Origin of the sequence: Paenibacillus sp. FA6 (assembly GCF_051550225.1) — a bacterium.
Taxonomy (GTDB): domain Bacteria; phylum Bacillota; class Bacilli; order Paenibacillales; family Paenibacillaceae; genus Paenibacillus_AQ.
Genome location: NZ_CP188820.1, coordinates 4,276,492 through 4,292,561, shown reverse-complemented (window position 1 = coordinate 4,292,561; position 16,070 = coordinate 4,276,492). Strand labels below are relative to the sequence as shown.

The following is a 16,070-nucleotide window of genomic DNA, read 5'->3' as shown; positions in this document are numbered from 1 at the left end:
TAACCTCAAAGTCAGTGCTTCACTATCTAGCTGAAATCCGCTTGCGATTGTACTCTACAAAGTATTAGCTTATTTGTCTATTTACGTACAGCTTTTAATATCAAACATTCGTAAGGAAGTAATTCTACGTTCATTAATCCTTTATTGATCATATGCGATTTCTTGGTACGGATATCCTCGAATTGGGAATCCTCTAAAGCGATCGTAGTGGATTGAACCTTACTATTATTATTCATGATAATGACAAATTTCTCATTATCATCCTCACGTGCATAAGCCAGTAATGTACTTCCTGCCGCAGGGGAAAGGAATGTAAATGTACCTGTACGAAGTGCACGATGGTTCAGACGAATCGTTATCAATTCCTGATAGAACTTAAATAGATCATGATCCTGTTTAGCGGGATCCCATTCCATGCACTTCCGGCACTCAGGATCATTCCCACCTGTTAGACCTATTTCATCACCATAGTATATACATGGTGTTCCGGTAAAGGTGAATAGGAATGTGACCGTGAGCTTCATTTTGCTCTTATCATCCTTACAAAGTGTAATTAGACGCGCTGTATCATGGCTATCAAGCAAGTTAAATGCAACTTCATTTGCTTGACGAGGATAGTGAGCTATCTGCTTGCCGATGGCGTGTGAGAAACCTTCTGCATCCGTGGAACCTTCTACGAAGAAATCAAGGATTGCATTGGTGGAAGGGTAATTCATGGCCGCATCAAATTGATCGCCTTGTAGCCAATTTGATGCGTCATGCCATATCTCACCTAGTATATAAGCATCTGGCTTCGCTTTCTTAACGGCTTGCCGGAACTCTCTCCAGAATTGATGATCGACCTCATTGGCTACATCAAGCCGCCACCCGTCAATTCCAACTTCTGTAATCCAATATTCAGCCACATGAAGTAGATAGGCTTTGACTTCAGGATTCTCGGTATTAAGCTTGGGCATCAAAGGTTCGAAGGCAAAGGTATCGTATGTTGGAATGCCATTCTCTACTGTAATTGGAAACTTGGAGACATGGAACCAATCACGATAGCGGGACTGTTCCCCATTCTTCTGTACATCGACAAACGGTGCGAACGTTCTGCCAGAATGATTAAATACAGCATCCATTACAACACGTATTCCACGTTCATGACAGATGGACACTAGCTTCTTCAGTAAGTTAATATCACCGAATTGAGGATCAAGCTGTAAATAATCTTCCGTATCGTATTTATGGTTCGTTGTTGCAGTAAACAATGGTGTGAAATAGAGTGCATTGATTCCTAAGTTACTCAGATAGTCAATGTGATCAATAACGCCTTGCAAATCGCCGCCAAAGAAATTGTCTGGTCTTGGTGTTCCGCCCCATGGAAGTGTTCCTACGGGGTTTATGCTAGGATCGCCATTTGCAAATCTTTCCGGAAATATCTGATAGAACACAGCATCCTTGACCCACTCAGGTGTTGTAAATACATCGATTAAATTGATATATGGAAATTCAAAGAGACGATTCGGATCCGCAGGAGGCTCACCCAAGAAAGTGTACTCCGTCATCCATAATTTCTGATCGCCTTCTTGCAATAAGAACCCATATTTTAAGCGGCGGTACGGCGGTATAACTTCACACTCCCAATAATCAAACATTTCATCAGACGACATGATAGTCATAGGTATGTAAGCAACCGTCTGATCCCATGCATATTTGTCACCTGCCATAGCATGAACAGCATCAACGTCATTTCGCTTGGTACGAATTCTAATATGTATGGTGCGCTCATCGTAAGCATAGCACCAGTTTTGTTTCGGACGATGGTAAATAGCTTCTAATAACATGATATTCTCCTCCCATGACTACCAAAAAAGGGCACAACACAAGACTAGAACATAGCCGAGGTTGTACCCAATTAATAAGTGGTAGCATTGCCTATAAATTTTATTGTAATACATTGAACATTAGCGATCAGATAATTTGAATATACCATAAAACTCATTGGCCGTATATTGCTACCCATAGGAAAAGCCTGAAATTGTAATAACTATCTTAAATTATGTCAACAATATGACTGACAAAACGAAGTCATCCTTTTGTTGTTCTAAAGCAATGTACGATCTACCATAGATATATACTGAATTGAATAGGTGAACTAGGCTAATTCGGTAAAAGAAAGTGACTTTATATTTAGGAGGAACCGAATATGGGAGAGGTTAAAGACAAGGCTTCAACCGCGAGCATTCGAGTCGGGGTTCAAAAGTTCGGTCGATTCCTGAGCGGGATGGTTATGCCGAATATCGGCGCGTTCATTGCTTGGGGACTCATTACAGCGATGTTTATACCTACGGGATGGTTTCCGAATGCATACTTAGCAAACCTTGTTGATCCAAGCATTAAATATTTACTTCCGCTGCTGATTGGTTATACGGGCGGTACGATGATACACAAACAGCGTGGTGGAGTCATCGGTGCTTTAATGACAATGGGGGTTATCTTAGGCGCGGACATCCCAATGCTCTTGGGAGCGATGATTTGCGGTCCGCTGGCTGCATGGATACTGAAGCAATTTGATAACGCGGTTGAAGGGAAAATTAAGTCAGGCTTCGAAATGCTTGTTAACAATTTCTCACTCGGCATTATCGGAGCAATTCTGACTTTGATTTCTTACTCTGGTATAGGCCCTCTTATCGGGGGGTTGACCAATGGGCTGACTCTCGGAGTGGAATTTTTGGTTAACCAAAACCTAATTCCGCTGGTGAATATCATCATTGAACCGGCCAAAATTTTATTCCTAAACAATGCGATCAACCACGGTGTGCTCAGTCCGATTGCATTGGATGAAGCAGCCAGAACCGGAAAATCCATTTTATTTATGTTAGAATCCAATCCAGGTCCGGGTATTGGTATCCTGCTCGCTTATATGTTTGCAGGACGCGGTTCAGCGAAGCAATCGGCTCCTGGCGCAGCAATTATCCACTTCTTTGGTGGTATTCATGAGATCTACTTTCCGTACATCCTGATGAAGCCTAAACTTATTCTGGCGGTGATAGCAGGGGGTGTCACAGGGACATTTACATTCTCATTGTTTGGAGCGGGTCTTGTCTCACCACCTTCTCCTGGGAGTATTATCGCTTACTTCATCATGGCACCTAAAGGTGGAATTCTACAGGCGTTAAGCGGCGTTGTGACGGCAGCCATTGTCACGTTTGTTGTCGCAGTTCTGATGCTCAAAACGTCTAAAAAGGATGATGAAGATTCCGAAGATCTGGAACAAGCAACTTCGAAATTGAAAGAAATGAAGGCCGCAGGAGCTCCTGCAGCAGCAAAAGAGGCTGTCAAGGATGCGGGTCTTCAAGCAGTCGTTGATTCTACCAAGTCCAACAACGAAGTGGTTAAACCGGTAGAAGATATTCATAAGATCGTCTTCTCTTGCGATGCAGGTATGGGTTCAAGTGCAATGGGTGCTTCGATCCTGCGCAAAAAGATGAAAGCTGCAGGTTCGGAAATTACAGTCATCAATACAGCAATAAGCGAAATTCCGGATGATGCAGATATCGTCATCACACACAAATCATTGACCGATCGGGCTAAAGCCAAGGCACCGAAGGCGGAGCATATCTCCATTGACAACTTTCTGAAGAGTCCTGAGTATGAAAAACTCGTGGACCGATTCAGCTGATTGTCAATCTCACCACAATAGGCTCTAGCGCTGGCGACTTATCGCCAGCGTTTGAGTCATTATGCTGTTATTAGGGAGGTTGCGAATGAATGTTTCCAGTAGAACTCGTCAAATACTAGAACTGTTACTTCGGAGAAACCGCGATCTTACAACATCAGAAATCGCAGCTGACATTCATGTCAGTTCAAGAACTGTACATCGCGAATTGGTAGCGGTTGAAGATGTATTACGTTCGAGGGGTATTAAGTTAGTGAGGAAATCGGGCACTGGCATCCGTCTGCAGGGTGAGGCGGCGAGGCTAGAGGAGCTACGTCGTACTATCTCCACCTCGGAAGATACCGATTTCTCCCCCGATGAAAGGCAAATATATATATTAATTCTTCTTTTGGAGAACAATGAGCCAGTCAAGCTATTTACGCTGGCTCACGAGTTGAAAGTGACTGTGCCTACTATAGGTAGCGATCTTGATGAACTTACCCGTTGGGTTCAGAAATTTGGTGTAACCCTGATTCGAAGAAGAGGCTATGGCGTCGAACTATCAGGTCAGGAAGAGCGGCTGCGGGAGACGATACGACAGCTAATCAAGCTAAGGCTTGACGATGCAGAGTTGATTAGCTTCCATGATGACGAGCGACCGAATCATCCGCTTGATAGGGAACTATTCGTGATTTCAGGCAAAGCAGAGATGGCGGATATCGAGGGCATCTTATGGAATTGGGAGGAGCATTGGGCCGAACGATTAAGCGAGAATGCCTATACCGATTTGTTGATCCGGATTTCCATTGCACTGCGGCGGATTCGAGCAGGGAAGACTGTTCGCGCTCAATACGAAACGAAGCGGATGGAGAACCGCGTATCACAGGACGAAACCGGGGCACTTGGTCTGACGGAAATGCTGTCCAAGCATATGGGGGCTTCACTACGACCAGCTGAGACGTTATATATACTAGGGCTGTTGGAGTATGCACAGCAAGAAGGTATGATGCTTCTGCCGGGGGATGATTTGGCATTAGCGGAAACGGTACGTTCCCTTATCCTGCATATACAGCAGGTGATGGGAGTAGATTTCAGTGAAGATCTTTCTCTTAGGGAAGGGTTATTTGATCATATGAAAGTCGCTATTCAGAGGTTGCATGATGGCCTGAATATACGCAATCCACTTCTGGATCAGATAAAAAGGGATTATGCCAGATTGTTTGGCATTGTACGCGAAGCGACGAATAGCGTGCTTCCCGAGCTAGATGTACCGAATGAGGAAATAGGATTCCTTGTCATGCACTTCGGGGCGTCGCTGGAGCGACTCAAGCAGCTGCAGCGAGATGTACGCGCCATATTGGTATGTACTAGCGGCATAGGATCCTCCAAGTTGCTGCAGATTCGACTTCAGAAGGAGCTTCCGCAGATCTACATTGTCGACCGGGTTTCATGGTACGAGGCATCCAGAATTTCGGAGGAGACGTACGATCTGATCATTTCTACGATTGATTTACCGCTTGACCCTTGGCAATATATGAAGGTTAGTCCACTCCTCACGTCTGGGGAATCGGAACGATTACGATCATTTATAAGAGAACAGACGCTGGATAGCCTTGGTGCAGGTGTGTCCATAGGTAAGGCAAAGATGACCTCGCAACCCGCATTCGTTTATCTGCAAAGCTTGAATACTACGTTGAATGAGATCGTGCGATTGATCGAACATTTCAAAGTAGTTCAGATCCAAGAGGGAAGCTATGAGCTACCCGAGATATTGGAAGAGGCATGCCGATTCGAGGAAGAGGAAGGCTTCATTACAAGCGCTTCTACTGTCACGAAACAATTGCTTGAACGTGAGCAAAGTGGTAGCCAGATGATTCCCGGCACCGCCCTTGCTCTTTTTCATACCCGGAGTCCTGAAGTTAAACAGTCATCTTTGTCGCTTTATCGACTGGTTGGATCGCTTCCGGTGGCGACGGTACCGCCTTCGCGGCTAAGTCAGTTCTTGCTGATGCTGGCTCCTCAGACGATGTCACGAGAGAGCCTGGAAGTACTGAGCGAGATTAGCGCAATGCTACTTGATAGTGAAATGATTGCACTGCTAGAAGCGGGTGATGAAACAGCGATCCGTAACTATTTAACAGTCAATTTGAAAACATTTTTCAATACAAAAATAGAAAGAGAGTGAAGATGAATGAGTATACTTTCCCCAAATAAAGTGAAATTGAACGCGGTTGTTAACGATAAATACGAGGCGATTCGTATGGCTGGTGAACTGCTAGTACAAGCTGGACACGTGGAGCCAAATTATATCGACAGTATGATTGAACGTGAAGACTCTCTTTCCACATATATGGGTGGTGGTCTTGCTATTCCGCACGGTACAGGCCAATCCAAGGGATCCGTTAAAACTACAGGACTTTCTATTGTGCAGTTTCCTGAAGGTGTGGACTTCGGTGAGGGCGACATTGCACATTTGGTAATCGGAATTGCGGCTATCGGTGATGATCACCTGGACATTCTGACCAACGTTGCGATGATTTGCTCAGATGATGAAAGCATGGAGCGGATTCTGAAAGCTTCGACTCCAGAAGAAATGATCGAAATTTTTGAAAAAGGAATGGAAGAAGAATGAAAGCTGTACATTTCGGAGCAGGTAACATTGGACGTGGTTTTATCGGATTGCTGCTTTCACAATCCGGATACGAGGTCATATTCTCCGATGTGAATCAAACGCTCGTTGCAGAGTTGCAGAAGCGCGGTGAATATACGGTGACGCTAGCTGATGACGACAAAGAGCAACTGCATGTCGAAGGTGTAACCGCGATTGATGGGACGAATCTGGATGCAGTCGTTTCGGCTGTTGCGGAAGCGGACTTGGTCACAACGGCCGTTGGTGTCAATATTCTAAAGCATATCGCTGCTGGGATTGCTCTTGGTATTGAGAAACGGATTGCCGATGGAGCAGGGAAATTGCATATCATCGCCTGTGAAAATACCATTGGTGGTAGCACTCAACTAAAGGAACATGTTTACAGTCATTTAGATGAAGCATCTAAGTTGAAAGCTTCCGAATTTGTGGCGTTTCCAGATGCTGCTGTAGACCGAATCGTGCCAATTCAGCATAATGCTGATCCGCTTGCAGTCATGGTTGAGCCATTCTATGAGTGGGTGGTCGATGCTTCTGCTATGTTTGAAGGCTATAAGCCAATTAAAGGTATCCACTACGTTGATAATCTCATTCCATTTATCGAACGCAAGCTGTTTACGGTCAATACAGGTCACTGTGCTACGGCTTATATCGGCAACTTGAAAGGGTATGAGACGATCCAGCAAGCCATGGCCGATGACAGCGTTGTTGATGAAATAAGGGCGACATTGGGCGAGACAGGAGCTGTTCTTATAGGCCAGTATGGCTTTGACAAAGCAGAGCACGGTAAATACATTGAAACAACCATTAAGCGTTTCCGTAACCCTCATTTGATCGATGAAGTGACACGCGTGGGCCGTTCGCCGATTCGCAAGCTGTCACCGAACGACCGACTTGTTAAGCCAGCTCTGCAAGCGCACGAGATGGGAATTGAGCCGAAACAGCTGGCTTTGGTAATGGCCGCGGCTCTTCGCTACGTCAATGAGGAAGATCCAGAGTCGGTCATTCTTCAACAATCGATTAAGGATCGAGGTATCGGTCCAACGGTCACAGATTACACGTCCATTCCAGAAGGACATCCTGTGTATCATCTCGTGATCGACAGTTACGATCAAATTTCCGCCCCGCGGGCATAATGAATGGATAGAGAGGAGTAAACATCATGACCAATATACTGATGGGTGTCGCTGCTTCCCCCGGAATTGCCATAGCTAAGGCATTCCGGTATGCCAATACAGAACATATACCGCAGAAGCAGACGATTACCAATGTTGAAACCGAAGCTGAACGCTTTCGTCAAGCTGTGGAGAAATCCAAAATCGAGATTGACGAAATTCGTAAGCTCACAGAACAAAGGTTGGGGGCACAAAAAGCTGAAATTTTTGAATCCCATATGTTTCTGCTGGAAGACCCCGATCTTGTTGATGCGTCACTAGATAAAATTGCTGAAGATCAATTAAGTGCCGAATATGCGTTGTATGAGGTGACTACCGGAGTCGTTGAAATGCTCAGAGAAATGGACAATGCTCTGCTCCGCGAGCGAGCGATCGACGTGAAAGATGTATCGGGACGGGTAATGAGTCACCTGATCGATAAGCCGTACGCTACGCTATCCGGTATTACTGAGGAAATAGTCATCATTACAGAAGACTTAACACCTTCGGATACTGCTCAGCTTGATCTAAATTATGTACAGGGCTTTGTAACAGAAGTGGGAAGCCGCACTTCGCATTCTGCCATTATGGCGCGTTCACTGGAAGTTCCGGCTGTTGTCGGTGTAGGAATAGCGGCGGCTTCTATCGCCGATGGTGCAATGCTTATTATCGATGCAACGGAAGGCACTGTTATTGTAGATCCTTCTGAGGAAGAGTTATTAGAATATCGTGAGAAGAAGCAACGTTATGAAGAACGCAGAGTACAGTTGAAACTTTTAGCTGAGCAGCCTTCTGTATCTAAGGATGGACAGCATCTTGAGCTAGCGGCTAATATCGGTAGCATTGAGGATTTGGCGAAGGTACTTGAGAATGGTGCTGATGGCGTTGGTCTATTCCGTACAGAATTTATATATATGGGACGCAGTTCGTTTCCGACTGAAGAAGAACAGTATCAAATATATAAGCATGTTCTTGAAAAAATGAATGGGAAACGTGTTGTCATCCGGACACTGGACATCGGCGGCGACAAAGAGCTTCCTTATCTGGAGTTGCCCAAGGAAAGCAATCCGTTTCTCGGTCTTCGCGCCCTGCGGTTATGTCTGGAGCGTCAGGATCTGTTCCGTACCCAATTGCGTGCCCTGCTACGGGCCAGTACGGCAGGTAAGCTGAACATCATGTTCCCCATGATTGCAGTACTGAGTGAATTGCGTGAGGCGAAGCGTATTCTGGAAGAAGAGCGTGTGAAGCTGCAACAGGAAGGAATCGCTGTGTCCGAAAATATTGAAGTGGGCATGATGATTGAGATTCCAGCTGCTGCGCTGAATGCTGATCATTTCGCCAAGGAAGTTGATTTCTTTAGTATTGGAACGAATGATCTGATTCAGTACACGATGGCGGCGGATCGGATGAATAAATCCGTAGCTTATCTTTATCAGCCTTATCATCCTTCGATCCTTAGACTTGTGAATATGGTCATCAAAGCGGCCGAGAGAGCTGGCAAATGGACCGGCATGTGCGGTGAGATGGCGGGAGAACTAACGGCGATTCCGCTGTTGCTCGGCATGGGACTAAACGAATTCAGCATGAGTGCTGGTTCTGTTCTACCCGCACGTGAGTTGATCGGTCAATTGTCCAAGCGTGAGTGGGCGAATCTCGTAGAAGATGCACTAGTTATGGGAACGCAAGAAGAAGTTAAACAATTCGTAGAACAAAGGAGTCATTTATAATGCTATCGCAAACGTATACTGTTATTCATCCGTCTGGGTTCCATGCTCGTCCAACCAAAATGTTCGTTCAAGCTGCGACTCAGTTTCCTTGCAAAGTTAATTTGATTAAAGGCACAAAAAAGGTCAACGGCAAAAGTTCGCTTAGCATGTTGGCGTTGGGTTTGGCAAAAGGCGACGATGTAACACTGGAAGTCGAGGGTGAACGCGAGGAAGAAGCGCTTCAGGAACTCGGTGGCTTGCTGACGAAGATTTACGAGGAATAAGCTAAATAGATATATTACAATATATCATTATATGAAAAGTAACAATTAACCCGATAATAATGATGAAATGCACCTCTTAGAATAGATTGGAGAAACCTTCAGGTTTAGCTGATAAATTCTAGGGGGTGCATTTTTATATGAGAAACTTTCGCATAGAATTATCCTTCTTTTTCGAACTTTAGTAAGCCTTTTGGAAGAAATACGTCTTCTTGTTGTGCTGTCTTGATAACTCTAGTAATTCCACATGCAACCCCTCAACGAATAGTAGTAATCTTGTATCGAGAGCATTTAAGATGATGTCAGTCACATTTTTGAAAGATAAATTCCTCTTCTCAAGAAGAAATAAGAATTCATCACCATAACGATTTCTCCATTTTTTCGGATATAGCTTTAACAAAATTTTCACGCTAACCCCAACCTTTTAAATCCTAGTGTTGAAACGGTCTGCAGTTCGTGTAATCTCTCTTTTAAGAAATCTCTTCCTAACTCGGTAATACAATAGGGCTGAGTTCTATCATTGGTTGGAACTGCCTCAATTAAGCCCATCTTTTCCATTCTGCTAATGGCTCCATATAAAGTGCCGGGTCCAATACTGACATTATATGAGGTCTTGATATCTTCCATAATGGCGTAACCATGCATATTGTTCTCCGCGACACTAATCAATTCATTCAACAAACCGCCCAACGAATGACGTTGGGCGGTTTGTTTTATTCATAGAGCTATTCTATTCGAGGGGTTCACTCGACTGGGTCAGTTGTTTGTATTCCTTCAGCATAAATATACGCCAACGGACAATCATCCCAAAAGCTAAGATGAAGAATAATGCTCCGGTCTGTGGAATGGTGATGTATTGTTCAATAACTTGGTGCAGGAACATACGAACTGCAAGCATCCCAAGCAAGATAAAGGTGAAGCTTCGGGATTGATCAGCATAGACATGACCATCTGTGATTTTGAAACGAGTGCTACGGATGAGCGGATAAGAGAACACAAACCAACCGATCACAAGTGATATAGCAGCCCACAATAGGGGAATATGCGTAAAGGGTGCAACGAACATAAGAAATCCCGTAGACATACCAAGTGGTGGTATAATAATTTTTCTCATTGTGATAGGTTTGCTGCTTGCTTTGGACCGAATGAATATAGCGAGTAGCGCTATAACAGCAGCTCCCAAAGTTGTTCCAAGCTGAAGAATAGAGGGACTAATATTGATCACTCTGAGAACGCCTCCCTATATTTAGTTGATAACATTTTCGAACTCGCACTATAAGTATGTTTATTATAGCATAAGGATGACTATATTCAATTTGAATCGAAGTGGAAGCTTGACAATCATAACTGTTATGCATATAATTACAGATGATAGGGAGCGATGAAATGAATAGTGAGTTTAATATTGCCGTCCATTGTTTAACCCTTCTTAGCTTAAGGAAAGATCATATGGCTAATAGTGATGTCATTGCTAAGAGTGTATGCACTCATCCAGCACGTGTTCGTAAAGTGCTTGGTTTGCTTCGGAAGCAAGGGTATGTAACGACGAAGGAAGGTGTTGGCGGCGGGTATCTGTTGAATATTGACAGCGCTGAGGTAACCCTTGGAGATCTGTATCGTCTACTTGCTCGTGGCTCGCTACAACCGAGTTGGTGTTCTGGTGGTGGGGAATCACCCTGTGTAGTATCTGAACATATCCAAGAAATTATGGATCGAATTTATAGTGGTGGAGAATCGGCGCTGGAGCGTCATTACGATAAGATCACATTATTAGATGTAACACGAGACATTCAGTCGGCGACTAAATGATGGAATTCATAGTTATGGCTTAGACAAGTCCTGCAAATGAGCAGGGCTATTTTTATGTATACATTAATTCATATTGAATACATAGGAATAATTCACTATATTTAGATCATAATCATTTTATTAGAAAAGGAGGGTGAATCGAATGAAGGAAATCCCAGAAGCCTATGTAAAGGTGAATCAGATCGGTATCGTACTTTGTATTATATTAACAGCTGTGTTTAATCAACCTTATATATTGTTAGCTCTTTGGTTGATTCAGGTTATTGGTCTTCTTAGCGGTAAGAATTTGTTCGTACTGCTGGTTCGACCTTTTCTGAATGTGAAGGGGGCAGCAACGCAGGCAGAGGAATTACAGCGATTTAATAATAAATTAGCTGTTGGATTTCTTACAATATCTCTGCTAGCATTCGTAACTCAGTTGCAGGTGATAGGCTATATTGTTGTTGGGTTGTTATTCGTAGCGGCATTTGTTGCACTATGTGGATACTGCGTTGGATGTACTGTTTACTTCCAGTACAAGCAGTTCAGAGCAAGAAGAAATCAAGCTTAAGTTATTTAGTATCCAAAATAGACAGACCATGGGGGTATTCAGGTCTGTCTATTTCTATTTGTGGATAATGACTTTTCTTAGGAATACATTGCCCTTTGCAAACGCTTTATTGACTCGTTGACAAAGCGGATAACATGGCGGTATATTTATATCGTAATATAAATATAAACTTAATAGTAAATATATTAATAAACAATTAGGAAGGAATGTTGATTATGAGTACAAAACTTCAAGCTAAAATGGTCATTGACAAAGACTTTCAAATTGCACGCGTAGATAATCGTATCTATGGATCATTCATAGAGCATTTAGGGCGGGCAGTCTATGGGGGGATATACGAACCCGAGCATCCACTTGCGAATGAGCAGGGATTCCGTAAAGATGTTATTGAGCTAGTGAAAGAACTTCAAGTGCCGATTATTCGGTATCCAGGCGGAAATATGGTGTCTGCATACAATTGGGAAGATGGCGTAGGACCAAAGGGTGAACGTCCTAAGCGTCTGGAGCTAGCATGGCGTACAATTGAGAATAATCAGGTTGGGACGAACGAATTCATGGACTGGGGAAAAGCAGTAGGTGCGGATGTCATGATGGCTGTGAACCTTGGAACACGTGGTATTGATGCTGCACGTAACTTGCTTGAGTATTGTAACCATCCTAGTGGTACGTACTATAGTGATCTCCGTCGTAAACATGGATATGAGCAGCCTCATCGTATTAAGACATGGTGTCTAGGTAATGAAATGGATGGGCCATGGCAGATTGGGCACAAGACTGCGGAGGAGTATGGTCGTCTAGCTGTCGAGACAGCAAAGGCTATGCGTCTGGTAGACTCATCCATTGAGCTTGTTTCATGCGGTAGCTCTAACACGAGGATGCCGACTTTTCCGGAGTGGGAAGCGACGACGCTGACTCATACATATGATGCAGTGGATTTTGTATCCCTACACCAATATCATGGAAATGCAGAGAATGATTCCGCTAACTATCTTGCAAAAAGTATGGAGACAGACCATTTCATTCGGACGATCATTTCGACATGCGATTATATTAAGGCTAAGAAACGCAGTAAGAAAACGATGAATCTCAGCTTCGATGAGTGGAATGTATGGTACCACTCCAATGAATCGGATCGTAAGATTGACCCGTGGACCGTGGCACCTCCTCAGCTAGAGGATGTTTATAACTTCGAGGATGCCCTATTAGTAGGGAGTATGTTGATTACGTTCCTTAAGTACGCCGATCGTGTCAAGATGGCTTGCCTAGCTCAGCTTGTCAACGTCATTGCACCGATCATGACTGAGAATAATGGTCGTTCTTGGAAACAGACTATATTCTATCCTTATATGCACACTTCCGTATTCGGGCGTGGAATTGCGTTACAAACGATTAACTCATCTCCTAAATATGACAGTAAGGACTACACCGATGTACCTTATTTGGATTCTACTGCTGTATATAATGATGAAGAAGAGAGCGTAACTGTATTTGCGGTAAACCGTCATCTGGAGGAATCGTTGATTCTGAATGCGGATGTTCGTAGCTTCGAGGGTTACAGCATCGTGGAACATATTGTTCTTGAGAATAATGGCGATCTCAAAGCCGTGAATACTGCGGATCATGAAGCTGTTAAACCGCATCATCAAGGTCAATCCAAGCTTGATAATGGTATGCTTGAGGTGGTCTTACCAAAGGCATCGTGGAATGTAATTCGTTTGGCTAAACGTTAATTTCAGTTCATAAATAATTCACACCCTGAAATACTAATGATGAATAGATAATGGGTACAAACAGGCTATTCCTTTATAAAGGAATAGCCTGTTTGTTTGTGTGGAGAGGCATAGGAGGATAAAACTATGCTTCAGTCTGTCGAGCTTCCTGCGTGTAATAGAGCTTGAATAGAATATCTTGATTGTAGTTGCCAAATCCTGTACCGAAGAGTGTGACACCACCAATATGTTGAGCATCGTCAAGGACTGCAATGCGAAAGGCCCATTGCTTGTCTTCGATAGATAACTGATCTAGCTTCACATTGGAGATGAGGTGACCGTCCATGAAGGTACCCTCATGTGTAATTCTAAGGCGCTTTAGTAGACCGTATTGGTTAACAACGCTTGGCCACCATGCAGGTGTATGCTTACCTCGCTTGTCACCGAAGTCACCAGGGCTTGTCCACGAACCAAGGAGAGTATCGTTCAAATAAAAGGAAAGATCAGAAGGCCAATTATCATTCGTAAAGGGGGCCTCAGAGGATAATTCTAGTGAAATCTCGAGCTCTTCTGGTTTTTGACTTGAGAGTAGGAAGTTAGGCACTTTATATTCGATGAAGCCTTGTCCGAACCATAATATTTTGGCGTGAACCCGTTCTGTATCCAAGAAGTAGCGCGGCTCATCAAATTCACCTATGACACGATCTACAGTGGCTAGACCACATGTAGGTACAACATCGAAATCCGTATAGTGCCCTATGGATACTACCGTCTGATGGAATTCACGAGTTTGATCTAGTGGTAATGGCATCTTAATTTCTAATTTATCAGTTGCTAGTGAGCATATCTTCTGCACACCACCTTTACCGGGGACCATACGAGTCGAGATCAACTTAGCTTTTTCCAGCTTTTTAACGTGCATAGTCATAATGGCACTGCTAAGCCCTAGTGCTTCTGCTAACTCACGAATATTCATATGTTGTTTGGCTAATAATTGAATCATATTTAATCTGACCTGACTCGCTAAAGCTTCATAGACAGGTAGGGAGTTCTCCGATATATCCAATTCCATAATAACTTTCAACCTCCATTTATTTAGACGTAATTGATTAACATATATATAAATATTATATACTGATCAGTTGAAAGTTAACAATTACATGTTTTATAATTATTGGATATTCATGACTTGTTTTTTATTTTTAATAAAAAAGGTTTGACACATAGATCTATTCTCATTACAATATGACAATACCATACTAAACAGGTAGGAATAATAAAATAACGTTTCTTACCGTACAGACGGAGGAAATCACTTTCAAGGCTGCAGCCACGGTTTAATGTGACCGGATTGACAGCACTTATAGGTGATGTTCCTCTGTCTATTTTGTGTTCCTGTTTGTGGAAGGTAAAGAAGAATAATGGGAGTGATAATGATGAAGAAGACGTTGAAACCAGGGATAGTAATGGGCCTAATGCTACTGATGACTGTGGTGATAGCAGCATGTGGTAATAATACGACGAAGACAGATAATGCTTCAGCTTCAACTCCAACTACTACGAATACACCGAAGACAGAAGAGGTAGCAAAGCTGAAGGATGTAGAACTTCTGAATGTTTCCTATGATCCAACGCGTGAGTTATACGAAAGTTACAATAAAGCATTTGCCACCTATTGGGAGAAGGAAAAGGGACAGAAGGTTACTATTAAGCAGTCTCATGGTGGTTCAGGGAAACAGAGTAGAGCGGTTATTGATGGATTAGAGGCAGATGTGGTCACTTTAGCATTGGGGTATGACATTGACGCTCTTCAAAAAGACGGTGTAATTAATGAAGGCTGGGAAAGTAAGTTCGAGCTGAATAGTTCACCTTACACTTCGACTATTGTGTTTCTGGTAAAGAAGGGAAACCCAAAGGAAATTAAAGAATGGTCAGATTTAGTTAAGGATGGAGTAGAAGTTATCACACCGAACCCTAAGACTTCAGGCGGAGCACGCTGGAACTACCTTGCTGCATGGGGCTATGCTCTAAGAGAGAATGGCAATGATGAGGCCAAGGCGGAGGAATTCGTCAAGAATCTATTCACGCATGTCCCGGTATTAGACACGGGTGCGCGTGGATCAACAACAACTTTCGTAGAACGTGGAATCGGTGATGTCCTCATTGCCTGGGAGAATGAAGCTATTTTATCGGTAAAAGAACTAGGTCCTGATAAATTTGATATCGTGTATCCTTCAGTGAGTATTCTGGCTGAGCCCCCAGTTGCAGTAGTTGATAAAGTGGTAGATAAACGGGGGACGCGTGAAGTGGCTGAAGCCTATTTGGAATATTTGTACACAGAGGAAGGACAGAGTATTGCCGCGGAGAACTTTTACCGTCCTACGCTCGATAGTGTTAAAGAAAAATTCAAAGACTCATTCCCTAGTATTGAACTATTTACTTTAAAAGATGTGTTCGGTACATGGAAAGAAACCCAGGAGAAGCATTTCAATGACGGAGGAGTATTTGATCAAATATACGTGCCTGGTAAATAGATTGAAACTGATCGACATCAAAAGTCGAAGGTGAGGAAGG

15 protein-coding genes are annotated in these 16,070 nt (G+C 43.4%); 10 read left to right on the top strand and 5 right to left on the bottom strand.

Translation table 11 applies throughout. From position 1 onward, the window contains the following. Positions 1-77 precede the first annotated feature (77 nt). The gene (locus tag ACP8HI_RS19720; RefSeq protein ID WP_438347873.1) at positions 78-1,826 is read right to left on the bottom strand and encodes an alpha-glycosidase; all 1,749 of its coding nucleotides are present in this window, start codon (positions 1,824-1,826) and stop codon (positions 78-80) included. 362 nt (positions 1,827-2,188) lie between these two features. On the opposite strand from ACP8HI_RS19720, the gene ACP8HI_RS19715 reads away from it, so the two are divergent. The 6 genes from ACP8HI_RS19715 to ACP8HI_RS19690 all read left to right on the top strand — a co-directional run bounded on the left by ACP8HI_RS19715 (position 2,189) and on the right by ACP8HI_RS19690 (position 9,431). Further along, positions 2,189-3,664 (top strand): PTS mannitol transporter subunit IICB, encoded by a 1,476-nt coding sequence (locus tag ACP8HI_RS19715; RefSeq protein ID WP_438347872.1) that lies wholly within the window; start codon positions 2,189-2,191, stop codon positions 3,662-3,664. An 85-nt stretch (positions 3,665-3,749) separates the two neighbouring features. Further along, a complete protein-coding gene (locus ACP8HI_RS19710) occupies positions 3,750-5,825 on the top strand; it encodes a BglG family transcription antiterminator (protein WP_438347871.1) in 2,076 nt (691 codons plus the stop codon). Between the two features lie 6 nt (positions 5,826-5,831). Next, positions 5,832-6,272 carry a PTS sugar transporter subunit IIA gene (locus ACP8HI_RS19705; protein WP_438347870.1) on the top strand — a complete coding sequence of 147 codons (441 nt, stop codon included), beginning with the start codon at positions 5,832-5,834 and terminating at the stop codon, positions 6,270-6,272. Further along, positions 6,269-7,423, top strand: coding sequence for a mannitol-1-phosphate 5-dehydrogenase (locus tag ACP8HI_RS19700; RefSeq protein ID WP_438347869.1), 1,155 nt, complete (start codon positions 6,269-6,271; stop codon positions 7,421-7,423). The genes ACP8HI_RS19705 and ACP8HI_RS19700 overlap by 4 nt, the downstream gene beginning before the upstream one ends. Positions 7,424-7,449: 26 nt before the next feature. Then, positions 7,450-9,168 carry a phosphoenolpyruvate--protein phosphotransferase gene (ptsP, locus tag ACP8HI_RS19695; RefSeq protein WP_438347868.1) on the top strand — a complete coding sequence of 573 codons (1,719 nt, stop codon included), beginning with the start codon at positions 7,450-7,452 and terminating at the stop codon, positions 9,166-9,168. Beyond that, entirely contained in the window at positions 9,168-9,431 is a 264-nt protein-coding gene (locus tag ACP8HI_RS19690; protein ID WP_438347867.1) for an HPr family phosphocarrier protein, read from the top strand. Before ptsP ends, ACP8HI_RS19690 begins: the two co-directional genes overlap by 1 nt. Before the next feature lie 178 nt (positions 9,432-9,609). Here ACP8HI_RS19690 and ACP8HI_RS19685 read toward each other — a convergent pair whose 3' ends face one another. The 3 genes from ACP8HI_RS19685 to ACP8HI_RS19675 are packed head-to-tail and all read right to left on the bottom strand — an operon-like array spanning position 9,610 to position 10,653. Continuing rightward, on the bottom strand, positions 9,610-9,837 hold the full coding sequence (locus ACP8HI_RS19685; RefSeq protein ID WP_438347866.1) for a hypothetical protein: 228 nt from the start codon (positions 9,835-9,837) through the stop codon (positions 9,610-9,612). Further along, positions 9,834-10,106, bottom strand: a complete 273-nt coding sequence (locus tag ACP8HI_RS19680; protein WP_438347865.1) for a PadR family transcriptional regulator — start codon at positions 10,104-10,106, stop codon at positions 9,834-9,836. Before ACP8HI_RS19680 ends, ACP8HI_RS19685 begins: the two co-directional genes overlap by 4 nt. Before the next feature lie 52 nt (positions 10,107-10,158). Further along, positions 10,159-10,653, bottom strand: a complete 495-nt coding sequence (locus ACP8HI_RS19675) for a CcdC family protein (protein ID WP_438347864.1) — start codon at positions 10,651-10,653, stop codon at positions 10,159-10,161. Between the two features lie 161 nt (positions 10,654-10,814). Here ACP8HI_RS19675 and ACP8HI_RS19670 point away from each other — a divergent pair, with 161 nt between their 5' ends. The 3 genes from ACP8HI_RS19670 (at position 10,815) to ACP8HI_RS19660 (ending at position 13,517) form a co-directional block, all read left to right on the top strand. After that, positions 10,815-11,237, top strand: a complete 423-nt coding sequence (locus ACP8HI_RS19670; protein WP_438347863.1) for an Rrf2 family transcriptional regulator — start codon at positions 10,815-10,817, stop codon at positions 11,235-11,237. A gap of 142 nt (positions 11,238-11,379) precedes the next feature. Further along, a complete protein-coding gene (locus tag ACP8HI_RS19665; protein WP_438347862.1) occupies positions 11,380-11,787 on the top strand; it encodes a DUF4395 domain-containing protein in 408 nt (135 codons plus the stop codon). Between the two features lie 215 nt (positions 11,788-12,002). Then, entirely contained in the window at positions 12,003-13,517 is a 1,515-nt protein-coding gene (locus tag ACP8HI_RS19660) for an alpha-N-arabinofuranosidase (protein WP_438347861.1), read from the top strand. Positions 13,518-13,641: 124 nt separating this feature from the next. Here ACP8HI_RS19660 and ACP8HI_RS19655 read toward each other — a convergent pair whose 3' ends face one another. Then, positions 13,642-14,568, bottom strand: a complete 927-nt coding sequence (locus ACP8HI_RS19655) for an ArsR/SmtB family transcription factor (RefSeq protein ID WP_438347860.1) — start codon at positions 14,566-14,568, stop codon at positions 13,642-13,644. A gap of 364 nt (positions 14,569-14,932) precedes the next feature. On the opposite strand from ACP8HI_RS19655, the gene ACP8HI_RS19650 reads away from it, so the two are divergent. Next, the gene (locus ACP8HI_RS19650; protein ID WP_438351909.1) at positions 14,933-16,030 is read left to right on the top strand and encodes a sulfate ABC transporter substrate-binding protein; all 1,098 of its coding nucleotides are present in this window, start codon (positions 14,933-14,935) and stop codon (positions 16,028-16,030) included. Positions 16,031-16,070 lie beyond the last annotated feature (40 nt).